Origin of the sequence: Pseudomonas sp. yb_5 (genome assembly GCF_043103865.1) — a bacterium.
In the GTDB taxonomy this organism is placed as follows: domain Bacteria; phylum Pseudomonadota; class Gammaproteobacteria; order Pseudomonadales; family Pseudomonadaceae; genus Aquipseudomonas; species Aquipseudomonas putida_Y.
The window spans coordinates 1-24,031 of record NZ_JBICKE010000010.1; the positions used below are offsets into that span (position 1 = coordinate 1).

Annotated in this window: 24 protein-coding genes; 19 read left to right on the forward strand and 5 right to left on the reverse strand. The window is 62.0% G+C overall.

The genetic code is table 11. From position 1 onward, the window contains the following. Positions 1–3,687, forward strand: a 3,687-nt coding sequence (locus ACF8GF_RS00960; RefSeq protein WP_392488005.1) for an immunoglobulin-like domain-containing protein, incomplete at its 5' end; no start/stop codon positions are given. Positions 3,688–3,832: 145 nt separating this feature from the next. Then, positions 3,833–4,174, forward strand: a complete 342-nt coding sequence (locus ACF8GF_RS00965; RefSeq protein ID WP_021782542.1) for a hypothetical protein — start codon at positions 3,833–3,835, stop codon at positions 4,172–4,174. A gap of 69 nt (positions 4,175–4,243) precedes the next feature. Here ACF8GF_RS00965 and ACF8GF_RS00970 read toward each other — a convergent pair whose 3' ends face one another. Further along, on the reverse strand, positions 4,244–4,804 hold the full coding sequence (locus ACF8GF_RS00970) for a WYL domain-containing protein (RefSeq protein ID WP_070096106.1): 561 nt from the start codon (positions 4,802–4,804) through the stop codon (positions 4,244–4,246). A 207-nt stretch (positions 4,805–5,011) separates the two neighbouring features. Here ACF8GF_RS00970 and ACF8GF_RS00975 point away from each other — a divergent pair, with 207 nt between their 5' ends. The 7 genes from ACF8GF_RS00975 (at position 5,012) to ACF8GF_RS01005 (ending at position 13,026) form a co-directional block, all read left to right on the forward strand. Then, complete coding sequence (locus ACF8GF_RS00975; RefSeq protein ID WP_209968845.1) at positions 5,012–5,806, forward strand: tetratricopeptide repeat protein; 795 nt, start codon at positions 5,012–5,014, stop codon at positions 5,804–5,806. Positions 5,807–5,938: 132 nt separating this feature from the next. Continuing rightward, on the forward strand, positions 5,939–6,391 hold the full coding sequence (locus tag ACF8GF_RS00980; RefSeq protein ID WP_176685295.1) for a MarR family winged helix-turn-helix transcriptional regulator: 453 nt from the start codon (positions 5,939–5,941) through the stop codon (positions 6,389–6,391). Next, the gene (locus ACF8GF_RS00985) at positions 6,388–8,475 is read left to right on the forward strand and encodes an FUSC family protein (RefSeq protein ID WP_176685294.1); all 2,088 of its coding nucleotides are present in this window, start codon (positions 6,388–6,390) and stop codon (positions 8,473–8,475) included. The genes ACF8GF_RS00980 and ACF8GF_RS00985 overlap by 4 nt, the downstream gene beginning before the upstream one ends. Further along, positions 8,472–8,684 carry a DUF1656 domain-containing protein gene (locus ACF8GF_RS00990; RefSeq protein WP_176685293.1) on the forward strand — a complete coding sequence of 71 codons (213 nt, stop codon included), beginning with the start codon at positions 8,472–8,474 and terminating at the stop codon, positions 8,682–8,684. Before ACF8GF_RS00985 ends, ACF8GF_RS00990 begins: the two co-directional genes overlap by 4 nt. Then, complete coding sequence (locus tag ACF8GF_RS00995; protein WP_176685292.1) at positions 8,681–9,556, forward strand: HlyD family secretion protein; 876 nt, start codon at positions 8,681–8,683, stop codon at positions 9,554–9,556. The genes ACF8GF_RS00990 and ACF8GF_RS00995 overlap by 4 nt, the downstream gene beginning before the upstream one ends. Further along, positions 9,553–10,971 carry an efflux transporter outer membrane subunit gene (locus ACF8GF_RS01000; RefSeq protein ID WP_176685291.1) on the forward strand — a complete coding sequence of 473 codons (1,419 nt, stop codon included), beginning with the start codon at positions 9,553–9,555 and terminating at the stop codon, positions 10,969–10,971. Before ACF8GF_RS00995 ends, ACF8GF_RS01000 begins: the two co-directional genes overlap by 4 nt. Before the next feature lie 144 nt (positions 10,972–11,115). After that, positions 11,116–13,026, forward strand: coding sequence for a cytochrome c/FTR1 family iron permease (locus ACF8GF_RS01005; RefSeq protein ID WP_209968830.1), 1,911 nt, complete (start codon positions 11,116–11,118; stop codon positions 13,024–13,026). A 63-nt stretch (positions 13,027–13,089) separates the two neighbouring features. On the opposite strand, the gene ACF8GF_RS01010 is transcribed toward ACF8GF_RS01005, so the two are convergent. Further along, positions 13,090–13,335 (reverse strand): TIGR02647 family protein, encoded by a 246-nt coding sequence (locus ACF8GF_RS01010; protein WP_021782549.1) that lies wholly within the window; start codon positions 13,333–13,335, stop codon positions 13,090–13,092. 69 nt (positions 13,336–13,404) lie between these two features. Beyond that, a complete protein-coding gene (locus tag ACF8GF_RS01015; protein WP_021782550.1) occupies positions 13,405–13,707 on the reverse strand; it encodes a hypothetical protein in 303 nt (100 codons plus the stop codon). Between the two features lie 148 nt (positions 13,708–13,855). Between ACF8GF_RS01015 and ACF8GF_RS01020 the strand changes: the two genes are divergently transcribed. Further along, the gene (locus tag ACF8GF_RS01020) at positions 13,856–14,518 is read left to right on the forward strand and encodes a glutathione S-transferase (protein ID WP_176685289.1); all 663 of its coding nucleotides are present in this window, start codon (positions 13,856–13,858) and stop codon (positions 14,516–14,518) included. 106 nt (positions 14,519–14,624) lie between these two features. On the opposite strand, the gene argH is transcribed toward ACF8GF_RS01020, so the two are convergent. Beyond that, on the reverse strand, positions 14,625–16,019 hold the full coding sequence (gene argH, locus ACF8GF_RS01025; RefSeq protein WP_014861057.1) for an argininosuccinate lyase: 1,395 nt from the start codon (positions 16,017–16,019) through the stop codon (positions 14,625–14,627). On the opposite strand from argH, the gene ACF8GF_RS01030 reads away from it, so the two are divergent. The 8 genes from ACF8GF_RS01030 to rsd all read left to right on the forward strand — a co-directional run bounded on the left by ACF8GF_RS01030 (position 16,018) and on the right by rsd (position 22,696). Continuing rightward, a complete protein-coding gene (locus ACF8GF_RS01030; RefSeq protein ID WP_176685288.1) occupies positions 16,018–16,194 on the forward strand; it encodes a hypothetical protein in 177 nt (58 codons plus the stop codon). The two genes, argH and ACF8GF_RS01030, sit on opposite strands and share 2 nt — an antisense overlap. A gap of 122 nt (positions 16,195–16,316) precedes the next feature. Continuing rightward, entirely contained in the window at positions 16,317–17,060 is a 744-nt protein-coding gene (locus ACF8GF_RS01035) for a LytTR family DNA-binding domain-containing protein (RefSeq protein ID WP_021782553.1), read from the forward strand. A 118-nt stretch (positions 17,061–17,178) separates the two neighbouring features. Beyond that, positions 17,179–18,120, forward strand: coding sequence for a hydroxymethylbilane synthase (gene hemC / locus ACF8GF_RS01040; RefSeq protein ID WP_252460320.1), 942 nt, complete (start codon positions 17,179–17,181; stop codon positions 18,118–18,120). Then, complete coding sequence (locus tag ACF8GF_RS01045; RefSeq protein ID WP_392488004.1) at positions 18,117–18,884, forward strand: uroporphyrinogen-III synthase; 768 nt, start codon at positions 18,117–18,119, stop codon at positions 18,882–18,884. Before hemC ends, ACF8GF_RS01045 begins: the two co-directional genes overlap by 4 nt. Before the next feature lie 45 nt (positions 18,885–18,929). Next, positions 18,930–20,030 carry a uroporphyrinogen-III C-methyltransferase gene (locus ACF8GF_RS01050; protein ID WP_392460382.1) on the forward strand — a complete coding sequence of 367 codons (1,101 nt, stop codon included), beginning with the start codon at positions 18,930–18,932 and terminating at the stop codon, positions 20,028–20,030. After that, entirely contained in the window at positions 20,027–21,265 is a 1,239-nt protein-coding gene (locus tag ACF8GF_RS01055) for a heme biosynthesis protein HemY (RefSeq protein WP_176685285.1), read from the forward strand. The genes ACF8GF_RS01050 and ACF8GF_RS01055 overlap by 4 nt, the downstream gene beginning before the upstream one ends. A gap of 222 nt (positions 21,266–21,487) precedes the next feature. After that, complete coding sequence (locus ACF8GF_RS01060) at positions 21,488–21,994, forward strand: disulfide bond formation protein B (RefSeq protein WP_176685300.1); 507 nt, start codon at positions 21,488–21,490, stop codon at positions 21,992–21,994. A 231-nt stretch (positions 21,995–22,225) separates the two neighbouring features. Continuing rightward, on the forward strand, positions 22,226–22,696 hold the full coding sequence (gene rsd / locus ACF8GF_RS01065) for a sigma D regulator (RefSeq protein ID WP_392488003.1): 471 nt from the start codon (positions 22,226–22,228) through the stop codon (positions 22,694–22,696). Between the two features lie 9 nt (positions 22,697–22,705). Here rsd and ACF8GF_RS01070 read toward each other — a convergent pair whose 3' ends face one another. Beyond that, positions 22,706–23,344 (reverse strand): FKBP-type peptidyl-prolyl cis-trans isomerase, encoded by a 639-nt coding sequence (locus tag ACF8GF_RS01070; RefSeq protein WP_176685283.1) that lies wholly within the window; start codon positions 23,342–23,344, stop codon positions 22,706–22,708. A gap of 178 nt (positions 23,345–23,522) precedes the next feature. Here ACF8GF_RS01070 and ACF8GF_RS01075 point away from each other — a divergent pair. Beyond that, a partial coding sequence (locus ACF8GF_RS01075) for an AlgP family protein (protein WP_392519694.1) occupies positions 23,523–24,031 on the forward strand: 509 nt, incomplete at its 3' end.

Genomic DNA, 24,031 nt, shown 5'->3' on the forward strand with positions numbered 1-24,031 from the left:
ACCACCGACGAAGTGGTGGCCAAGCTGACTGCGACCCCTTCGGTCACCGAAGGCGGCGAGATCACCTACACCATCACGCTGACCAACAAAGATGGTCTGCCAATCAACAACCACAGCGCCTTGACCTTCACGCTGAGCGACGGCAAGACCGTTATCACCGTGCCGGCCAACGGCACCGTGGGTACTGCCACTGTCACTGCCCCGGACAACGTCTACGTCGGCACCAACGACCCTGTTGTGATGTCGATCGCTACCGTTGAAGGCGCGGATGTTGGCAAGTTCGAACAGCTGACGCTGGATAAAACCTCGGTTAGCACGACTGTCACCGACGAACCAGGTTCGGGTACTCCGGGCACCGGCAATCAGGGCGACGCCACCACGGTCGGTATTACCGGCACGACTTCGCTGACCGAGGGCGAGACCGGCCAGTACACGCTAGCCCTCAGTAACGCGTCCAAGTCCGAAGTCACTATCACCCTAAGCTACAGCGGTACCGCCAACAACGGTGAGGACTTCACCGGTGTCGCGACCGTGAAGATCCCGGCCAACAGCACAGGCACGACGTTCAACATCGCTACCATCAACGACAAACTGGTCGAAGGTACCGAGAACTTCGTTGTGAAGATCGAAACCGCCACGGGTGGTAGCTTCGAGAACCTGCAGATCGATAGCAGCAAATCGAGCGTGACGACCACCATCCTCGACAACGACCATCTGCCCGTTTCGCCTGGCAGCGCGGTATTTGGCGTGGAGGACACCGATTACGTGTTTGCCTGGGGTGATTTCAAAGTCACTGATGCCGATGGCAACACTAACCTGTCCGTGACCATCACCTCGCTCCCGGCCGCCGGCAACTTGCAGTTCTTCAACGGTACTGCATGGGTGAATGTGGTCGCTGGCCAGGTGGTCAGCCAGGCAGATATCACCGCCAAGAACCTGAAGTTCGTTCCGGCCCTGAACCAGTCGGGTGCGGACAACTACGGTGGTAATGGTGTGGGTAACCAGAAGGCTGACTACGCCCAGTTCAAGTTCAAGCCGAACGATGGCACCAACCTGGGCAGCGAAGTGACCATGAAGGTCGATATCAGCCCGATTGCCGACAAACCGACCCTGAGTTTCGGCAGCGCCGATATCGAGTCCAAAGGGCTGACGAAGGAGGTCTGGACCAGCCTCCAAGGCCTGGGTACTGGCGGCAACGGCATTACCGGCGAGGATCTGAAGACGGTCTTCGCCAACTCCGGCAGTTCCAATTTCAGCAGCACCACTACCAACGTACAATCCGATGGTAGCGTCACCGCTGGCACCGGTTCGAAAACGTCGGGCCTGATCTACCTGGAAGCCGGCAAGGTCTATACCTTCAGCGGTTCGGCCGACGACAGCTTCGTGGTCACCATCGGTGGCAAGACTGTAGTCACGGCCACCTGGGGAGCCGGTGGCGGGGTGTCGGGGACCTTTACCCCGAATACCAGCGGCTACTACCCGATCGAGGTCTACCATGCCAACCAGTCCGGCCCAGGCAGCTATGACCTGAACATCCAGGTAGGCTCCGGTGCCGTTACCGACCTGAGCAGCTCGAACGTCAAGATGTACCAGAACGTTACCGAGATGGCCAACGCCGGCCTGGGCGTGTCCGATCTGCACACTGTGAACGGTCAAAGCTACTACGACGGCTACAAGCTCAACGAAGGGCCTGAGGGTGGCTCGGTGAAGCTGGTGGGCATTTCCACCGCCCTGACCGACACCGACGGCTCCGAAAGCCTGAACGTGACACTCAGCGGTATCCCGAAAGGTACCGTGTTGAGCGATGGTGCAGGCCACACGGTTACGGTTGGTACTGCCCCGGTCGACGTGACAGGCTGGAAACTCAGTAGCCTGACGCTGACCCCGCCGGCCTATTACAAAGGCTCGTTCGACATCACGGTTACCTCGACTTCCACCGAAAGCCTTGGCGGCTCGGCCATCACCACCGGCAATATCCCGGTGACGGTGTACGCCGCGACCTACAAGGCCAGTGTGGGCACCTCGGGCAATGACACGATGACCGGTAGTGAAGGCAACGACATCATCGTCGCTGACGTATCCGGGCTGAACGTGGTTCAGGGCAAGAACTACAACATCGCCTTCATGGTCGACAGTTCGGGCAGTATGAGCGACAAGTCGATTGCTGACGCCAAGACGCAGTTGGCTTCGGTGTTCAATTCGCTCAAGGCCAGCTTGGGCTCGGACACCTCGGGTACCGTGAACATCTTCCTGGTCGACTTCGATACCCAGGTAAACAAGAACGTAGCAGTGAACCTTGCCGACCCGGACGCTTTGAGCAAGTTGCAAGCGGTATTGAACTCGATGGTAGGCGGCTACTACGGTGGCGGTACCAACTATGAAGACGCGTTCAAGACCACGTCCAACTTCTTCAACAGCACCATGGCCACCAGCAACAAAGGTGCGGAGAACCTGACTTACTTCATTACCGACGGTAAGCCAACCTATTATCAGAGCGGTGAGTCCACCAACCCTAGCCTGTGGAAGAATGGCAAGAGCCTGGACGATGTAGTCAACGTCAACAATTACAAGATGGGTGACACGTTCAGCGCGTGGGCCGACGCGACTCACAAGGTCGAGATCAGCAGCAATGGTGTGGTCAAAGTGCTGACCTATACCGAGAACCGCCGAGGTGAGTTGGTGCTTGACTCCACCAAGACGGTCGGCACCCTTCATGCACAAGGTGATGGTACCTATGAACTCTCCAGCCTGGGCGGTACCGGCTACGCGGATTACTGGAACTACGTCTACTCGGCCGCAGGTTCTACTGAAAGTTTCGCAGTCTTGGGCGGCACCAATGGCTTGAGCAAAGTCCAGGCTATCGGCCTGAACAGCGATGTCACGCTGAACGATCTGAAACCTTATGACAGTGCCGGCAAGCCACAGACCAATATCGACCCGTCCGATTTGGCCAAGGCGATTCTCGGTCACTCCGAAGCAACGGTGCCAGGTGCCGATACCATCGATGGCGGTAACGGCAACGACATCATCTTCGGTGACCTGATCACCCTCAACGGTGTGGTCAGCGAGGGCTACCAGGCCCTGCAGACGTACGTTGCACAGAAGAGTGGTGTTGAAGTCAGCGCTGTCACTACCAGCAATGTTCACCAGTACATCACCGAGCACTACACCGAGTTCGATATCTCCGGTGCCAAAGACGGCATCGACATCCTGTCGGGCGGCAATGGCAATGACATCCTCTTCGGCCAAGGTGGTAACGACACGCTAAGTGGTGGCAAAGGTAACGACATCCTGCTGGGCGGTACTGGCAATGACACCCTGATCGGTGGCCAGGGCGACGATATCCAGATCGGTGGCAGCGGTGCCGACACCTTCGTGTGGAAGGCTGGCGACATCGGTAACGACGTGATCAAGGACTTCAACAAGGCCGAGGGTGACCGTATCGACCTGAAGGATCTGCTCCAGGGCGAGAAGGGCAGCACCATCGATAACTACCTCAAGCTCACCACGGTGGAGGGTACGACCACGTTGCAAGTCAGCAGCGAAGGCAAGCTCAACGCCGAAGGTGGTATCGCCAACGCCGACGTGACCATCAAGCTGGAAGGGGTTAACTGGTCCAACCAGACGATCAACTCGTTGATCAGCGGTGCCGACCCGACCATCATCATCCACAACAAGGACAGCTGATAGACCACCGGGGCCGCATAGCGGCCCCGGCTCTTTCCTGTCACCCGCCAACAGCGCATACTCTGGCGCCGGGCCTGCGCGCCCGGCGATCTTTGCCTATGCTGCTGTCTACCAACAAGGAACCAACGTGACGAGGGACATCGCCATGTTCTACGTGCAACGCAACGCCGCCGGCCAGTTGCTGCGGGTGGAAGCAGCCGCGTTTGATCAGTTCACCGAAATACTCCCTTCAGACCATGCCGATATCCAGGAATGGTTTGCCGATGATGTTGTGGAAAACAGCCTCAACCAGCTCAAGCAAAGCGACCTTGACATGATCCGCGTGCTCGAGGACCTGATCGACGTGCTGACCGCCAAGGGCGTGTTCAAGATCACCGACCTGCCCGCCGGCGCGCAGGCCAAGCTGCTCAACCGCTCCACGGCGCGCAAGGCGCTCAGCAGTCTCAATAACCTGATTGACGAAGAAGAGCAGGGCGGGCTGATCTAACAGCGAGCTGGTTCCCGCGACAGTCGCCGCCGGGTTGGTGTTCGGAGCCAGCGAAGAGGCCGGTACAGGCTACAAATTCTGGTACTGAGCCGCCGCATTGCTCAGAATTTTGCCAATCTCTTCCCGCAAGCCGGCAGGCTGCTCTACCACCACCCCGTCCCCATGGCTCAACAGCCACCAGCGTAATGGCCAGCCGTCACTTACCGTGCCGCGTAACCGATGCCCATGCTCCAGTGCCGTCAGCTGCATGTCGCTGCTCAACGGCGCATCCCGCAACTGCCGCGCCAGTGCATCGCTGATTCGCGCAACCAGCTCCACGCCCTCACCCTGCGATGGCTGCAAGGCATCCCCGCGCAAATGCGTCAGCAAGTCGAAATTACCGCGCAATTCGCCCACGGCACTGGCCGACCAGTGCCAACCGAACGGAATGCTCTTGTCATTGCGCTCCAGTGGGAATATCAGAGAAAGCTCGTTGAGGTCACGCTCGACAGTGCGTTTGCTGACCGTGAAGCCCACGTCGCGCAGGCGCCAGACCAGCTCGGCGCTGGTGATGCCTGGGGAACGGCTGGGCAACTGGCGCAGCAGCGCCCACTGTCGGCTGAGGGTGGCGCGAGTGGTGGCGAACGGCAAAAGATAACGTCCTTGTCTAGGCTTGCCGCAATAGGATGGCGGCATGCGAGGGGCATGGCAATTGGCCACAGCCTGCTCAGATCAAGGAAGTCGCATTTGGTTGCCTCGTGCCGAATCGTTCGCGACAGGTTTTGACGTGACGTCGCGCAGAATCACGCCTCATCACAGCCGAAGGTTGGGGTTGTGCGTCGTTCAATGAGGATGAACATGTCTGTTGCCAGCAATATCCATTCGCTACTTGCACGCCTTCTGCCCGAGCGGGTCATCGCCCCACCTGCCCCTGCAGGAAGGCGACAGCGGCTGTTTTCCGGTGTGGGCTTGCCCAGCCAGCGATCGCTGCTGGTCAACCGCCTGGATGAGGCCAACGACTTGCAGGCGGTGTATGTCGACCTGCGCCGCCAGGCATTGCAAGGCAGCGTGTCCGCATTGAACGACCTCGGCTGGATCTGGCTCAACGGCAAGTACTGGCGGGCCGACACCGTGCTGGCCGGGCACCTGTTGCGCATGGCGGCCCTGCAGGGCAATGCTGCTGCCTGGTTCAACCTTGGGCAGCAGCACTACTTCGGCAAAGGCATTGACCCTTCATATGTGCAGGCGGCGGAGTGTTACCGGCAGGCCTTCGACCGGGGCATGCTGCATGCTGCCGCCGCATTGGGTGACCTGTATGAGGAGGAGGTGTGCGACGGTGACCTGAAGTGGCAGGTTGACCTGGTGCAGGCCTATCAGTGGTTCTTGCGTGGAGCCGAACAGGGCGAGGCGCGTTGTCGTTTTGAAGTGGGTTACCGGTTGATGCATGGGCTGCACGTAGAGGCCAACCTCAAGGCAGCGCTGTACTGGCTTGAGCTGGCGGCAGCGGCGGGGGTGGTGCAAGCGGCGGAGGAACTGGCGGTGCATTTCAGCAGCCGTGACGCGCTACGGTATCAGGAGTGGCGGGACCGGGCGGTGCAGATGGGCAGCACATTGGCGCTGACCATGAAGCTGGAAGACCAGATCCAACCCTGAGTATTTCTCTCCAGTGCTGGCTGAAAATGAACAACATTCAACCCAGGCTATTCGTCGCCCCCTGTTGACGACAGGGGGATGTCGGGGCGTATATTGATAGTTAGCAAACTATGAATATATTTGGTTCTCTTCATGTCCCTTGATCTCCTGCGGCTGCAAGTCAGCAGTGGCCTGGTAGTCGCTGCCCGTCACTGGCGGCGCATCTGTCATACCGCCTTGACCGGCTACGGCATTTCCGAGGCCTGCGCTGCGCCGCTGCTGATGATCGTGCGCCTGGGCGACGGCGTGCACCAAGTGGCTGTGGCCCAGGCCGCCGGCCTGGAAAGCCCGTCGCTGGTACGCCTGCTTGACCAACTGTGCAAAGCTGGCCTGGTGTGCCGTAGCGAGGACCCACTGGATCGCCGCGCCAAGGCACTGAGCCTGACTGCCGAAGGCCGTGCCTTGGCCGAAGCCATCGAAGCCGAACTGGTGCGCTTGCGCCGCGATGTGCTCGGCGGTATCGACCAGGCCGACCTGGAAGCTGCCTTGCGTGTGCTTCGTGCCTTCGAGGCTGCCGGCCTGGGCAGCGCAGGCGGGCTGGCATGAACGGCTTCTTCAGCTCCGTTCCTCCGGCCCGTGACTGGTTCTACGGTGTGCGTACCTTCGGCGCCTCCATGATTGCCCTGTACATTGCCCTGCTCATGCAGTTGCCGCGTCCCTACTGGGCCATGGCTACGGTGTACATCGTCTCCAGCCCGTTCGTCGGCCCGACCAGCTCCAAGGCGTTGTACCGTGCCGTGGGCACGTTGCTCGGCGCTGGCGGGGCAATCTTCCTGGTGCCGCCGCTGGTGCAGTCACCGTTGCTGTTGAGCATCGCCATTGCCCTGTGGACCGGCACCTTGCTGTTCCTTTCGCTGAACCTGCGCACGGCCAACAACTATGTGCTGATGCTGGCCGGGTATACCCTGCCGATGATTGCCCTGGCCGTGGTCGACAATCCGCTGGCAGTGTTCGACGTGGCCTCTTCTCGCGCGCAGGAAATCTGTTTGGGGATTGTCTGCGCGGCGGTAGTCGGGGCTATCTTCTGGCCACGCCGACTGGCGCCGGTGGTAGTCGGTGCCACCGGAAACTGGTTCACTGAGGCCATTCGCTACAGCGACACCTACCTGGCCCGAGATGCCAGTGCCGACAAGGTCGGCGGGATGCGCGGTGCGATGGTGACCACCTTCAACTCGTTGGAGCTGATGATTGGTCAACTCGGCCACGAAGGCGCCGGCCCGCATACCCTGAAGAACGCTCGCGAACTGCGCGGGCGGATGATCCATCTGCTGCCGGTGATCGACGCCCTCGACGATGCACTGGTAGCCTTGGAAAGCCGCGCCCCGGCCCAGTTCGCCCAGCTTCAACCCGTGCTTGAAGCCGCTCGTGAATGGCTCAAAGGCACTGCCGAAAGCGCTTCAGTAGCGCACTGGGCCATGTTGCACGAGCAGATCGGCCGCCTGCAGCCCGCCACAGCCGCCCTCGACCAGCGCGCCGAGCTGCTGTTGTCCAACGCCCTGTATCGCCTGACCGAATGGGCCGACCTGTGGCAGGACTGCTGCACCCTGCAGCACGCCCTGCGTACCGATGATGCCAAGCCTTGGCGTGCGGTGTATCGCCATTGGCGCCTGGGCCGCCTGACAGCGTTTTTCGACCGTGGCCTGATGCTCTACTCGGTAGCCTCCACGGTTCTGGCGATCGTGGTCGCCTGCGGCCTATGGATCGGCCTGGGCTGGAACGACGGCGCCAGTGCGGTAATCCTCGCGGCAGTAGCGTGCAGCTTCTTCGCTGCCATGGATGACCCAGCACCGCAGATCTACCGGTTTTTCTTCTGGACGCTGATGTCGGTCATCTTCTCCAGTCTGTACCTGTTCTTGGTACTGCCCAACCTGCACGACTTCCCGATGCTGGTGCTGGCCTTTGCCGTGCCGTTCATCTGCATAGGCACGCTGACCGTGCAGCCGCGCTTCTACCTGGGCACCTTGCTGACCATCGTCAACACGTCGACCTTCATCAGCATCCAGGGTGCCTACGACGCCGATTTCTTCACCTTCCTCAACTCCAACCTGGCCGGTCCCGTGGGCCTTCTGTTCGCCTTTATCTGGACCCTGGTGATGCGCCCGTTCGGCGTGGAGCTGGCGGCCAAGCGCATGACCCGCTTCGCCTGGCGTGACATCGTTGAAATGACCGAGCCTGCGACCTTGGCCGTACACCGTCAGGTTGGCGTACAGATGCTCGACCGCCTGATGCAGCACCTGCCACGTCTGTCGCAAACCGGCCAGGACAGTGGTGTGGCGCTGCGCGACCTGCGCGTGGGGTTGAACCTGCTCGACCTGCTGGCGTACATGCCGCGCGCCGGCCAGCAGGCTCGCGAGCGCCTGAACACTGTAGTCGAGGAAGTCGGCGCGCACTACGCGGCCTGCCTGCGTGCCGGCGAACGCCTGCATGCCCCGGTCGCACTGCTGCGCAACATGGAGCGCGCGCGCCTGGCGCTGAACCTGGACGAGCTGTACGAGCGTGGCGATGCCCGCACCCACTTGCTGCACGCCCTGAGCGGCTTGCGCCTGGCGCTACTGCCGGGGGTGGAGGTGATGCTCGAACCTGCCGAACAACCACAACTGCCCCCCGGGCTCGACGGAGCGCCCTTGTGATTGGTGAACTGGATATCAGCGGGGTGTTTCTGCCCACGCTGCTGGTGATGATGCTTGGCACCTACCTGCTGTTCCTGGGGGTGCACGCGGTGCTGGTGCGCCTGCATTTCTACCGCCTGGTCTGGCACCGGGCGTTATTCAACGTTGCCCTGTATGCCGTGCTGCTCGGCGGGGTGGACCACTTTTGTCGAAACCTGATGCTGCCATGAAAAAACCTATACTGACCCTGGGCCGTGTGGTCCTGACCTTGCTGGTAGTGACCTTCGCCGCCGTGCTCGTGTGGCAGATGGTGGTCTACTACATGTTTGCCCCCTGGACCCGTGACGGCCATATCCGCGCTGACGTGATCCAGATCGCCCCCGATGTGTCGGGATTGATCCAGAAGGTCGAGGTGCGCGACAACCAGACCGTCAAACGCGGCGACGTACTGTTCACCATCGACCAGGACCGCTTCACCCTGGCGCTGCGTCAAGCCAAGGCAACCCTCGGCGAGCGCCAGGAGACCCTGGCCCAGGCTTCCCGCGAAGCGCAGCGCAACCGCAAGCTGGGCAACCTGGTGGCCGCCGAGCAACTGGAAGAAAGCCAGTCCCGCGAGTCCCGTGCCCGTTCGGCCGTCAGCGAGGCGCAAGTGGCTGTCGATACCGCCCAGCTCAACCTTGACCGCTCGGTGGTGCGCAGCCCGGTAGACGGCTACCTCAACGACCGCGCGCCGCGTAACCACGAGTTCGTCACCGCTGGCCGCCCGGTGCTTTCGGTGGTCGACAGTGCCTCCTACCACGTCGACGGCTACTTCGAGGAAACCAAGCTGGGGGGTATCCATATTGGTGACGCCGTGGATATCCGCGTGATGGGCGACAACACCCGCCTGCGTGGCCATGTGCAGAGCTTCGCCGCTGGTATCGAAGACCGCGACCGCAGCAGTGGCGCCAACTTGCTGCCCAACGTCAACCCGGCGTTCAGCTGGGTACGCCTGGCCCAGCGCATTCCGGTACGCATCGCCTTTGACGAAGTGCCGCAAGACTTCCGCATGATCGCCGGGCGTACTGCCACGGTGTCGATCATCGAGGGCCAGCGCCCATGAAACAGCTGATCCTGGCTGGCCTGTGCCTGTCGCTGGGGGCCTGCATGATGGTGGGGCCCGACTATGAGGTGCCTGGGGATGCGGCCGTGCAACGCAATGACCTGAACGGCCCGCTGCGCCAGGATGCCGACAGCGTCGTGTCGGCGCCGGTCCCCGAGGACTGGTGGCAGCTGTATCAGGATCAGCGGCTGAACGAGCTGGTGCGTCAGGCGCTGAGTGCCAACACCGAACTGCGCGTGGCGGCGGCCAACATCGCCAAAGCTCGCGCCCAGGTGGAGGTGGCTGAATCGCAAGGCGGCTTCAACGGTGGCGTCAAACTCGGCGCTCAGCGGTTGCAGGAGTCGGGCGAAGCCTTCCTGCAGCCTGAGAAGGTGCCGGTAGCCAACATCGGGGAGGCCATCATCAGTGCCTCGTACCAGTTCGACCTGTGGGGCACCTTCAAGCGTGGTACCGAGGCTGCCAAGGCAAATGCCGACGCGGTGCAGGCCGCTGCCGACACTGCCCGCATCACCCTTGTGGCGGACGTGGTCAAGGCTTATACCCAGGTGTGCTCGGCTAACGAGGAATACCATATTGCCCGTGAGTCGCTCGATTTGCAGGAGCAAAGCGTGAAACTCAACCAGCGCCTGCGCGATGCTGGGCGTGGCGATGAAACCCAGGTTACCCGCTCGCAGACCCAGTTCAAATCCCTGCGTGCCGAACTGCCACGTTTCAAGGCCGAGCGCGAGACGGGTATGTACACCCTGGCTGCGCTGCTGGCCAAACCGGTCGACCAACTGCCTGCCGGAACCGCCGATTGTGCCGAGTTGCCGCACCTGAACCAGCTGGTTCCTGTGGGCGATGGTGCGGCCCTGCTCAAGCGCCGCCCCGACGTGCGACAGGCCGAACGCCAACTGGCTGCCGCCACCGCCTATATTGGCGTGGCTACCGGCGCGTTGTACCCGGACATCAGCATTGGCGCGCAGGTTGGCACCATCGGTATCTTGGAGAACCTTGGCGAGCCTTCGACCAACCGCTGGGGCTTTGGCCCGCAGATCAGCTGGACCATCCCCACCAATGGCACCCGTGCCCGCATTCGCATGGCCGAGGCCTCGACCCAGGCGGCACTGGCGCACTTCGATGGCGTGGTGCTGAACGCCATTCGCGAGACCCAGACCCGGCTGGCACAGTACAGCGCCTTGCTCGATCGGCGCGATGCGCTGGCCGAGGCGGAGAAGTCGGCCAAGGAAGCGGCGGACCAGACGCACCGGTATTACCAGGCGGGGCGTGAGTCGTTCCTGGCGGATTTGCAGGCGACGCGGACGTATACCGATATGCGTGCGCAGTTGGCTGCGGCCAATAGCCAAGTGGCGCAGGGGCAAATTGCCTTGTTCCTGGCGTTGGGTGGTGGTTGGAAGGGGATCGCCAAGCCCTGACGCGATCCTTGAGGTCTGGTCCTCTATGCCACCCACTTGATCTGATTTGTAGCAAGATTTTTCATGAAATCTGTCCAGCACCCTTGAGTGAAGCAAAGTGGAAGTGAACAATGTTCTCTTTCGCATTCACCTTCGAGACTGGCCATGAATACCCGTTCCCGTCTGCTTGCCTGGCTGCCGGCTTTGCTGCTTGGCCCGGTGCTGGTGCTGTGCAGCACCTTGGCGCTGGCCGAGTCCCCCGCCGAGGCTGCCAAAGCCCAGCACCTGCTGGATTACATTGGCGCCGACTACCCGCCGACCGTACAAGACGGCAAGGTGATCGACGAGGGCGAATACCGCGAGCAACAGGAGTTCAGCGCGGTATTGGCTGACCTGGTCAAAGGCCTGCCCGCAAATACTGAACAAGCGGCTTTGGAGCAGGGCGTCCAGGCGCTGCGCCAGGCCATCGACCAGCGTCAGGAAGGTACCGCGGTCGCCAAGCAGGCCCGGCAGCTGGGTGCGCGACTGGCGGTGGCCTACGAGGTCAGCCAGGCCCCGGTGATTACCCCGGACCCAGCCCGCGGCGCTGCGCTGTACGCACAAAACTGCTCGGTCTGCCACGGCGACACCGGCGCCGGCGATGGCCCGGCTGGCGTGGGCCTGGAGCCTGCACCCGCCAACCTGCGCGATGTCTCGCGCCTGGACCAGTTAAGCCTGTTCGACCTCTATAACACCCTGGCCCTGGGTATCGATGGCACCGAAATGCCGTCGTTTGCCGACCAGCTGGACGACCGCCAACGCTGGGATGTGGCCGCGTATATCGCCAGCTTCACCGCCAAGCCGGAAGCGGGCAAAGGTGACAAGACCTGGAACCTCGCCGACCTGGCTCGCCAGACGCCGGCCGAAGTCGCCGCCAACGAAGGCACTGCGGCCGTCGAGGCATTCCGTGCCCAGCGTGCCCAACCGCCGCAAGTAAAGCGCGGCCCGGCGCAATTGCTCGAATACACGGCCAGCACACTGGACAAGAGCCTGGCGGCCTACCGCGCAGGCGACCACGATCAGGCTTATGACCTGTCGGTGGCGGCCTACCTGGAGGGTTTCGAGCTGGTGGAAAGCTCGCTGGACAACATTGACACCCAGGCGCGCAAGAACACCGAAAAATCGCTGATGGCCTACCGTCAATCCCTGCAGGACGGTCTGCCCGTGGCCCAGGTCGAACAGCGTCTGGCCGAAGCCAGAACCAAGCTCGAGCAGGCGGCCAAGTTGCTGGGAAGCGATGGTCTGAGCTGGTCGCTGAGTTATATCTCCGGTTTGCTGATCCTGCTGCGCGAAGGCCTTGAGGCGATTCTGGTGCTGGCGGCGATCCTGGCCTTCCTGCGCAATACCGGGCAGCAGTCGGCAGTACGCAGCGTCAACATCGGCTGGGGCCTGGCGCTGGTTGCCGGCTTCGCCACCTGGGCGCTGGCGGCCTATGTGATCGATGTGGGGGGGGCCCAGCGCGAGCTGCTGGAAGGCTGCACAGCACTGTTCGCTGCAGTGATGGTGCTATGGCTGGGTGTGTGGATGCATGACCGCCGCCACGCAGCCGCCTGGAAGGACTACATCAAGAGCAGCCTGGTCAGCGGCGGCGGGCGCTTCGGCTTTGCTGTGCTGGCATTCTTCTCGGTATACCGCGAATTGTTCGAGGTGATCCTGTTCTACGAGACCCTCTGGCTGCAGGCAGGCCCTGCCGGGCATCAGGCGGTGCTGGCGGGTGGCGCGACGGCACTGGTGCTGCTGGTGGGCCTGGCCTGGGTGATTCTGCGGGGTTCGGCCAAGTTGCCGCTAACGCTGTTCTTCAGCATCAACGCCGCGCTGCTGTGCGCGCTGTCGGTAGTGTTCGCCGGGCATGGCGTGAAGGCGCTGCAAGAGGCCGGTGTGCTGGGCACACGGCCGGTGGCGTTCTTTGAGTTCGACTGGCTGGGGATTCATGCCGATGCCTACTCGCTGTCGGCGCAGGCGGTGGCCTTGCTGGCCATCGTGTTCCTTTACGGCCGCTCGTGGCTGGCGGAAAGGCGCAGTGCTGCGGCCAACTGACTGGAACCTGCGCGGTCCCACAGGGGGCCGCGCTAGGTCTCAGATCTTGCGCAAGCCTGATGTTCAGGCCGGCTGTGGCGCCTTGAGAATGTTCTGCAGCAACTGGACACTTTCAACGGCGTCATGACCCAGACTGGTCAGGTAGCCGCCATCCGGTTGATCGGTCAGCCCCTTCTCATGCAGGCGTTGTGCAGCCGCGATCAGGGCGGGGGATGCGGTGCTGGTTATCTTGATGCCTTCCTGGCTGCTGTCGTGTTTGAACAGCGCGAGTACTTCCAGTTCGTCGATCAGATCGGGGGTAAAGGGCATGGCAGCTCCTGACTTCCAGACAAGGATGGCGGCACCGTCAGCGGTGCCTGATCTTCGAGTGTAGCCGGGTTATTCGTCGTCGCCTTGATCCATCTCAGGCGGCAGCTCCGGCAGTGCCCGCAGAGCATTCTCATACCACTCGCCGTTGAACGCACGGTCCTCTACCAGCATGTTGTCGATTTCGAAGGCCAGCACATGGGCCATCAGGTTCAGAATGTCTTCACGCTCATAGCCGACCAGCGTCAGCTTGTTGAAAGTGGCCTTGGCCGCAGGCGGCTCGCCGCTCTCGATCTGGTTTTCGATGGCTTGGGTCAGCGTTGCCTCGGCGAAGGCTTCGTCGTCGTCATTGCCGATGTCGGTGGGCTCGCTCATGGCGGTACTCCTAGGGTGGGATGCAACAGTGTGCCATGCCGATGGCGACAATGCCCAAGCATTGACGCGGTGCATGACGCTGGTCAGCGGCAGGCGTTCAGTCTATAAAAGCCAGGCCAACCCCTTACGGCCTGGAGGCTGTTACCTCATGCTCAAGCTTCATGGATTCTCGGTCAGCAACTACTACAACATGGTCAAGTTGGCCCTACTGGAAAAAGGCCTGCCCTTCGAGGAAGTCACCTTCTATGGCGGCCAGGCGCCACAGGCGCTGGAAGTGAGCCCGCGGGGCAAGGTTCCGGTGCTGCAGACCGAGCAGGGCTTCCTCAGCGAAACCAGTGTGATCCTCGACTACATCGAGCAAACCCAAAGCGGCAAGGCACTGCTGCCGGCCGACCCGTTCGAGCAGGCGAAGGTGCGTGAGCTGCTCAAGGAAATCGAGCTATACATCGAGCTGCCGGCGCGTACCTGCTATGCCGAGTCGTTCTTTGGCATGTCGGTCGAACCACTGATCAAGGAGAAAGCGCGTGCGGACCTGCTGGCCGGTTTTGCCACGCTCAAGCGCAACGGGCGTTTTGCACCCTATGTTGCGGGCGAGCAGATGACGCTGGCAGACCTGATGTTCTGCTTCTCGGTCGACCTGGCCAACGCGGTGGGCAAGAAGGTGCTGAACATCGACTTCCTGGCGGACTTCCCGCAGGCCAAGGCGTTGCTGCAACTGATGGGCGAGAACCCGCACATGGCGCGGATCTTGGCGGACAAGGAAGCGTCGATGCCGGCCTTCATGGAGATGATTCGCAGCGGTAAACGCTAAGAGTCCTGTTGGGTCATTCGCGGGTAAACCCGCTCCTACAGGTACAGCACAACCGTTGTAGGAGCGGGTTTACCCGCGAACGAGGGCGAAGCCCTCGCCCCGGGAGTTAGCGAGACGCCAACAGGGCTTTGCCGCGAACTACGGCAGCGCGCACCTGCGCCGGCGCCGTACCACCAATGTGGTCACGTGCGTTCACCGAGCCTTCCAGAGTCAGCACGGCAAACACGTCCTGCTCGATCTGGTCGCTGAACTGGCGCAGTTCGTCCAGGCTCATCTCGGCCAGGTCCTTGCCAGTGTCCACACCATACTTCACCGCGTGGCCAACGATTTCGTGGCAGTCACGGAACGGCAGGCCACGGCGAACCAGGTAGTCGGCCAGGTCGGTAGCGGTGGAGAAACCGCGCAGGGCCGCTTCACGCATGATGGCGTGCTTGGGCTTGATCGCCGGGATCATGTCAGCGAAGGCCCGCAGCGAGTCGCGCAGGGTGTCGGCGGCGTCGAACAGCGGTTCCTTGTCCTCCTGGTTGTCCTTGTTGTAGGCCAGCGGTTGGCCTTTCATCAGGGTCAGCAGGCCGGTCAGGGCGCCGAACACGCGGCCGCTCTTGCCGCGTACCAGCTCTGGCACGTCCGGGTTCTTTTTCTGCGGCATGATCGAGCTGCCGGTGCAGAAGCGGTCCGGAAGGTCGATGAACTGGAACTGTGCGCTGGTCCACAGCACCAGCTCTTCGGAGAAGCGCGAAAGGTGCATCATCGCCACGCTGGCCGCAGCGCAGAATTCGATGGCGAAGTCACGGTCCGACACGCCGTCCAGCGAGTTGCCGGCCACGGCTTCAAAGCCCAGCAGCTTGCAGGTCAGTTCGCGATCGATCGGGTAAGTGGTGCCGGCCAGTGCGGCGCTGCCCAGAGGCATGCGGTTGGTGCGCTTGCGGCAGTCGACCAGGCGCTCATAGTCGCGGCTGAGCATTTCGAACCAGGCTAGCAGGTGGTGGCCAAAGGTGACTGGCTGCGCCGTCTGCAGGTGGGTGAAACCAGGCATGATGGTTTCGGCTTCACGCTCTGCCTGCTCCAGCAGGCCCTGCTGCAGGCGAGTGATTTCAGCCAGGATCAGGTCGATCTCGTCGCGCAGCCAAAGGCGGATGTCGGTGGCCACCTGATCGTTGCGGCTACGGCCGGTGTGCAGCTTCTTGCCGGTGATGCCGATGCGGTCGGTCAGGCGTGCTTCGATGTTCATGTGCACGTCTTCGAGGTCGACACGCCAGTCGAAGTTGCCGGCTTCAATCTCGCCCTGGATGGTTTTCAGACCATCGATGATGGTGTCGCGCTCGGCATCACTGAGCACGCCGACCTGCGCCAGCATGGTGGCATGGGCGATCGAACCCATGATGTCGTGACGGTACAGGCGCTTGTCGAAATCTACCGAGGCGGTGAAACGGGCGACGAAGGCGTCGACGGGCTCACTGAAGCGGCCGCCCCAGGACTGATTGGTCTTGTCGGTGCTCATGGATTCACTCATTGCAGGCGTGAACGAAAAAGTGGCGTCGATGATAGCAGGGTTGGGCTGGCTGCCGCAGGGCGCCGGTCGAGAGAAATACCCGGAAGATCGCAGAGAAGGATTTCAAGGAATGAACGGCAGTGTTCCACGGACCGTCTACAGTTGGACAAAGGACTGGCAGTGAATCTGCCGGGCCGAGTGAATCTTTGGCCATCGCACCGGTCTAGAGCGTGACCGCAGTGTCGCTCGAACCACACCTGTCTACGCTATACCTGTGCGAGACTCATTCAGGAATCCAGCGCAATTATGAATGTCCTGATCGTTGATGACGAACCCCAAGGCCGTGAACGCCTCAGCCGGCTGCTCGGCGAACTGGAGGGTTACACAGTGCTGGAGCCCAGCGCCACCAACGGCGATGAGGCCTTGGCACTGATTGAAAGCCTCAAACCCGATGTGGTCCTGCTGGACATCGGCATGCCAGGCCTGGATGGCCTGCAAGTCGCCGCTCGCCTGTGCGAACGCGAGGCGCCGCCCGCGGTGGTGTTCTGCTCCGGGGATGATGAATACGGTGCAGAGGCATTCAAGGACAGTACCCTCAGCCATGTCACCAAGCCCTTCCAGGCCCAGGCCTTGCGCGATGCCTTGCGCAAGGCCGAAAAACCCAACCGCGCCCAACTGGCGGCACTTACCCGGCCGGCCAATGAAGGCGGTGGCCCACGCAGCCATATAAGCGCCCGCACGCGTAAAGGTATTGAACTGATCCCGTTACCCCAGGTGATCTATTTCATTGCCGACCACAAGTATGTGACTTTGCGTCACGAAGCCGGGGAGGTGCTGCTTGACGAGCCACTCAAAGCCCTGGAAGACGAATTTGGCGAACGCTTCGTGCGCATCCACCGCAATGCATTGGTCGCCCGCGAGCGCATCGAACGCTTGCAGCGCACCCCGCTGGGGCACTTTCAGCTGTATCTGAAAGGCCTGGACGGCGATGCCTTGACCGTCAGCCGTCGGCATGTGGCTGGTGTGCGCAAGATGATGCAGACCCTCTGAGGCCCTCGGATCCGGGCCGCTCCTGCACCTGGCTGCGTATGACCTGTTGATCCGTATCTGCAAGCGATACCGGCGATGCTGTTATCATCGGCGGTATTTCTCTGGATCGGGGCGTTTCATGTCCACTCGCGAAATCCGCATTGCCACCCGTAAAAGTGCTTTGGCCCTGTGGCAGGCCGAATACGTCAAGGCCCGCCTCGAGCAGGCCCACACCGGTCTGCAGGTGACCCTGGTACCCATGGTCAGCCGTGGTGACAAGTTGCTCGACGCGCCGCTGGCAAAAATCGGCGGGAAGGGCCTGTTCGTCAAGGAACTGGAAACCGCGCTGTTGGACAACGAAGCCGACATTGCCGTGCACTCGATGAAAGACGTGCCCATGGACTTCCCCGAGGGCCTGGGCCTGTACTGCATCTGCGAGCGTGAAGACCCGCGTGATGCCTTCGTTTCCAATACCTTTGACAGCCTTGAAGCGCTGCCCGCCGGCAGTATCGTCGGTACCTCAAGCCTGCGCCGTCAGGCCCAGTTACTGGCGCGCCGCCCGGACCTGCAAATCCGTTTTCTGCGCGGCAACGTCAACACCCGCCTGGCGAAGCTGGATGCCGGCGAGTACGACGCCATCATCCTCGCCGCAGCGGGCCTGATCCGTCTGGGCTTCGAAGACCGCATCACCTCCACCATCAGCGTCGATGACAGCCTGCCGGCAGGTGGTCAGGGCGCGGTGGGCATCGAGTGCCGCAGTGCCGACGTTGAGATCCATGCACTGCTGGCGCCACTGCACCATGTCGACACCGCTGACCGGGTGATGGCCGAGCGCGCGCTGAACAAACGCCTGAATGGTGGCTGCCAAGTGCCGATCGCCTGCTACGCGGTACTTGAAGGTGACCAGTTGTGGCTGCGTGGCCTGGTCGGCCAGCCTAGCGGCGGGACCTTGCTGGTGGCCGATGCCCGTGCCCCGCGAGCTGCTGCCGAGCCCTTGGGCGTGCAGGTGGCCGAAGACTTGCTGGGTCAGGGCGCCGAGGCCATTCTCAAGGAAGTGTACGGCGAGGCCGGTCACCCGTGAGCCAATGGCGCCTGTTGCTGACCCGGCCTGCCGAGGACTGCGCGGCGCTGGCGCAAAGCCTGGCGGCAGCGGGAGTGGGCAGCAGTTGCCTGCCACTGCTGGCGATTGAACCCATTACCGTGCAAGCCCCACAGCGACTGTCGCTGGAGGGCTTGCATGACTTCCAGGCGATCATTGTGGTCAGCAAGCCGGCCGCCCGGCTGTTGCTTGAGCATCTGGCCCAGGCCAGCATCCAGCCTCCGCAGCGAGGCTGGTTCACCGTGGGTGAAGCAACCGCTGGGGTGCTGCAGGGTGCAGGGCTGGAGGTCAGCTTTCCGCCGCGTGGCGATGACAGCGAAGCGTTGCTGGCACTGCCGGCCCTGCGCCAGGCAGTTACCGAGCCGGCACCGCGTGTCTTGATCGTTCGCGGCGTCGGAGGTCGCGAACTGCTGGCAGAGCGTCTTGCAGAGCAAGGTGCTAGTGTCGAATATCTGGAACTGTATCGTCGCTGCCTGCCGGCCTACCCGGCGGGTACGCTGATGCGCCGCATTGAAGCGGAACGCCTCAATGGCCTGGTGGTCAGCAGTGGGCAGGGTTTTGAACATTTGCAGCAGATGGCCGGTGCCGATTGGCTGCGGTTGGCCCAGTTGCCGCTGTTCGTGCCCAGCCCGCGGGTCGCCGAGCAGGCCAAGGCCGCCGGGGCCCAACAGGTTGTGGATTGCCGTGGCGCCAGTGCCACGGCCTTGCTGGCAGCCGTGCAGCGTAGCGCTGCACCTGCCTCTTAAGGCGCTAAGCTGAATGCGGTGCGCCCCCATGCAAAGGATGGATACGTGAGCGAGACTGTCTTGTCCAATAACGATCAACCGTCGGCACAGGCGCCTGCGGAACCCGTTACCACCCCACCTGCCAAACGCTCCGGCAGTGGCCTGGCAGCGCTGGCCTTGCTGCTTGGTGCGGCCGGGGTGGCGGTAGGTGGGTGGGGTGTCTGGCAGGTGCGTCAACTGCAGGGCAGTGAGTTCAACCAGGGCCAGCACATCGAGGCGCTGAATCAGCGCGCCGAGGCGCTGCAGCAACGTGAGCAGCAGATCAGTGCGCAACTGGCCAGTCTGCCAGCCGCCAGCGAGCTGGAAGACCGCCGGCGTCTGGTAGCCCAGCTACAGGGCGACCAGCAGCGTCTCAGTCAGCGCCTGGAAACCGTGCTGGGAGAAAGCCGCAAAGAGTGGCGCCTGGCCGAAGCCGAGCACCTGCTGCGCCTGGCTACCCTGCGCCTTTCAGCGTTGCAGGACATCACCAGTGCCAAAGCCCTGGTCGAAGGCGCCGACGAGATCCTGCGCGAGCAGAGCGACCCGGGTGCCTTCGCCGCCCGCGAGCAACTGGCACGCAGCCTGGCCATGCTCAACAGCACTGAGCAACCCGACCGAACCGGCCTGTTCTTGAAACTGGCTGCCCAGCGTGAGCTGGTACAGCAGCTGAGCGCCCAGTCACCCGAGTTCGACAGCAACGCCGATGCGCTTGGTGCCCTGACCGCCGACGGTGATGGAGCCAGCAGGCTGTCGCAATGGTGGGCAGAAATATCCAAGTACTTCCAGATCGACTTCAACGCCGATGAAAACGTGCGTCCGTTGCTGGCCGGGCAACAGTTGAACCAGCTGCGCCTGGCCCTGAGCCTGACTATCGAGCAGGCCCAGTGGGCGGCGCTCAATGGCGATGCCAAGGTTTACACGCAGGCGCTGGACGACGCCCGCAGCGTACTGCTGGCCAACTTCAACGCAGACAACCCGCAAAGCAAGGCCATGCTCGACAGCCTCAATGCCTTGGCTGATCAGCCGGTGTCGGTGGTTACCCCTGACCTGAGTGAAAGCCTGGCGGCAGTGCAGGCCTATATTCAGCGTCGTCACCTGCCGACCGAGGCTGAAGGGGGCAAGCCATGAAGCGTGTCTACCTGTTGGCCGTGCTTGCGATCGTGGTTGCAGCGGCACTGGGCATCGCGGTCGCCAAGCACAGCGGCTATGTACTGATTTCCTATGGTGGCTTCCGCTACCAGTCGGGGCTATGGGCAGCCTTGGCCGGTGTTTTGGCGGTCGTCCTGTTGCTGTGGTTGCTGCGCTATCTGGTCGGCCTGGTGCTGACTTCCAGTGGTGTGGTCAACCCGTGGTCACGGCGTAACCGCAGCCGGCGTATCCGCCTGGCGATCGAACAGGGCCAGCTTGATCTCGCCGAAGGCCGCTGGGCCAGTGCCCAACGGCACTTGCACCGTGCCGCCGAGGCTGAGCGCCAACCGTTGTTGTACTACCTTGGTGCCGCGCGCGCGGCCAACGAGCAAGGCCGCACCGAAGACAGCGACAACCTGCTGGAGCGTGCCCTGGAGCGCCAGCCACAAGCGGAGCTGGCCATTGCCCTGACCCATGCCCAACTGCAGATGGACCGAGGCGAAAGCGATGGAGCCCTGGAAACCCTGCTGGCCATGCAGGAACGCCACCCGCACAACGGCCAGGTGCTGCGCTTGCTGCAAAGCCTGTACCTGGAGCGCGGCGACTGGTCTGCACTGATTCGTCTGCTGCCAGACCTGCGCAAGGGCAAGGTGCTGCCGGCCGCCGAGCTGGCTGCTCTGGAACAACGTGCCTGGGGCCAGAACCTGAGCCTGGCTACCACCCGTGGCGAAGACGCGCAAAGTGCACGTCAATCCTTGGAGCGCGCCTGGCAGCAGCTGACCGCAGCCCAGCGCCAGGAGCCACAACTGGTGCTGGCGTACGCCGAGCAGTTGCGCCAGGTAGGTGCCCAGAACGAGGCCGAACAAGTGCTGCGTACTGCCCTCAAGCGCGACTACGAAAGCCACCTGGCCCGCCTTTACGGCCTGGTGCGTGGTGATGACCCGGCGCGTCAGCTGCAAACCGCTGAAGGTTGGCTCAAGGCTCACCCGCAAGACGCCAGCCTGCTGCTGACCCTGGGCCGTCTGAGCCTGCAGAACCGCCTGTGGGGCAAGGCGCGTGACTACCTGGAAAGCAGCCTGCGTATGGAGCGCAACCCCGAGGCCTGTGCTGAGCTGGCCCGCCTGCTCGCTGGGCTGGGCGAGACCGAGCGCAGCAACCAGCTATTCCAGGAGGGCCTTGGCCTGCTGGACGAACGCCTGCTGGCGCTGCCTTTGCCAGAAGGCGTACGCGCCTGACCCACCCTAAGGCCCGCGCCAAGGTGCGGGCTTTGGGGGCAGGTAATTTATCTTTTGCTGTCAGTTAGATCTGAAGTCCATTTCTTCCGTCGCCTCCTACCGCATATCTAGAAATTTCCTACGCGATTCAGCGACTTGTCGTTGCTGTCGTGCCTTGAAACAAAGCGTGTCTTTCCTCTACCGTTTCAAGCCCCTACTTTTTCCCCGGGACCTTCACTGCCCATGCTGCCGGCCCGTTTGCGCACCTTTTTTCTTCCTGCCTGCCTGCTCGCACTGGCGGTACTGGTTGCGTCTTTCCGTCTGGAAAACACAGTGGGGCTGAAGCCGTGCCCATTGTGCCTCAGCCAACGGTTGCTGCTTGGCGTGTACGCGCTGCTGTGCTTCGCAGCCGTGCTGCAGGCGCCGGGCACGCAGGGCATCCTTCGTTACGCTCGGCTGGCGCTGGGCTGCTCGCTGGCCGGCGCATTGCTGGCCGCTCGGCATGTCTGGTTGCAGGGTGCTGAGGGAGGAAATGAAGTATGCCCGGTGCCGATCGGGCGCGTGTTCGCGCACTCCTGGGGTGAGGCGGCACGGCAACTGTTGCTGGGTGGCCCGGATTGCCGTTCGCTTGCCTGGAGCTTTCTTGATCTGACACTGCCGGAATGGAGCCTGTTGGCCTTCCTGCTGCTGGCGGTTCTGCCCTTGAGTTGTCTGCTGGCGTATCGTTTCCGCACCCTGGCAAGAACATGACCTGGCGCAAGGTTGCGCCATTAGCGCGACCAATGGTGATGTAACAGGGTATTAAACGCTTGTATGAACTTTGTGTGCTGCGTACCTTGAAGGGCAGCACGCGCGGGAATAATCTCCCAGCACGCATACCGGAAAAACAACTGCTCGATGCCGTCCTGCTGATGTCACCTTTGTGCTGCGCGGTAGTAGTACGAGGTGCAGCGGCATCTACCCAGAAGGGAAGAGATCGCCATGCTCGATAGTTGTCAGAACGCCCAGGAACGCTGGGGTGGGGTTCACAAGCTGATCGACCGTTGGCTGGAGGAGCGCCAGGAACTGGTGCAAGCTTTTCGCGCCCTGCGCGATGTGAAGCCAGCCTTCGCCGACAAGGACACCAACGGGGACTTTTGCTCACTTCTGGTCGACTACGTTTCGGCGTGGCACTTCGAAGTCTGCGAGCAACTGGTCAGCGAGGCCAAGGCGTTCGGAGACGAGAAGGCGCTGAAGCTGGCCGAAGAGATCAACCCACGGATCAACGACAGTACTCAGATCGCACTGGCCTTCAATGACCATTGCACCAAAGGGGAGTGCAAGGACACCGAACGCTTTGCCGAGAAGCTGGCCAAGTTGGGCGGGCTGTTGCATGAGCGCTTCGAGCTCGAAGACTGCCTGATCGAAGTGCTGCACAACGCGCACAAGGAAGAGGGTGCAGTGCAAGCCTGAAGGTTGGCGTCAGTCGCCAACCGCCAGCAGTTCGATCTCGAATACCAAGGGGGTGTAGGGTGCAATCAGGTCTCCCGCCCCCTCGGCGCCATAGGCTTGCGCAGAAGGAATCACCAGGCGCCATTTGGCGCCAGCGTGCATTTTCGGCAAGGCGACCTGCCAGCCTTCGATAACCGAATCCAGGTTGAACCATTGGGGTGTCTGGTTCTGGTCGAATATCGAGCCATCCGGCAATCTGCCCACGTAGCGCACCTGCACTTTGCTGCCTGCTTTCGGCTGAGCACCCGTGCCTGCCTGCAGTTCGCTGTACAGCACACCTTCCGTTAGTTCGTGCACCCCATAACGCCCACGTTCATTAGCCATGAAACGCGTTTCGGCGGCCTGCAGCTGTTGCACAGCGGCGTTACCTTCCTGGGTTTCATGCTGCTGGAGCACCGCCTGCATGTGTGCCTTGTCGAGCTTGAGGGGTTGCCCCTGATAGGACTGTTTCAGGCCTTCGACCAGTGCATCCAGTTGCAAGCCCGGCATCTCCTGGCGCAGGCGTTCACCCAGGCTGGCACCCAGGCTGTAGGCCAAATCGTGGTCGTCGTTGTCGGCCAAGGCGAGGGAGGCCATCAGGCATAAACCTAAAACAAGATATCGAGGCAACGCCTGACTCCCAAATGCGAGCAATGATTAATTCAGCAACTACACTTTCACGCAGCTGCAAGATAACAACTTTGCCCAGGCATGCAACGCGGCGTAAATGTTACGGTCAACATGCCCTAGCGGCGGTAGCAGCAGAAGCATAGTATGAGCCGCAATCTCGTCAGCCAGGAGGTAAACCATGTCGGCCAAAAAGAAGCCAGTAAGTACGCCGTTACACCTGCTCCAGCAACTTTCGGGCAGCTTGCTCGAGCACTTGGAAGAGGCCTGCTCGCAAGCGCTGGCTGATGCGGAAAAACTGCTGGCGAAGTTGGAAAAGCAGCGTGGCAAGGCGCAGGAAAAACTGCACAACGGTCGCCTGAAACTGCAAGACGCGGCCAAGGCAGGTAAAGCCAAGGCGCAAACCAAGGCGCAAAAAACCATCGGTGAACTTGAGGAACTGCTCGATTCTCTCAAGGAACGTCAAACCCAGACTCGCTCTTACATTCAGCAACTCAAACGCGATGCACAGGACAGTCTCAAGCTGGCCCAGGGTGTAGGCAAGGTACGCGAAGCTGCAGCCAAGGCCCTTGATCAGCGTGCAGCCAAACCGGCTGCCAGGGCGACCGCTGCAGCCAAGTCTACGGCCAAACCAGTTGCCAGGGCGACCGCTGCCGCCAAGCCTGCGGCCAAACCAGCTGCCAAGTCGAC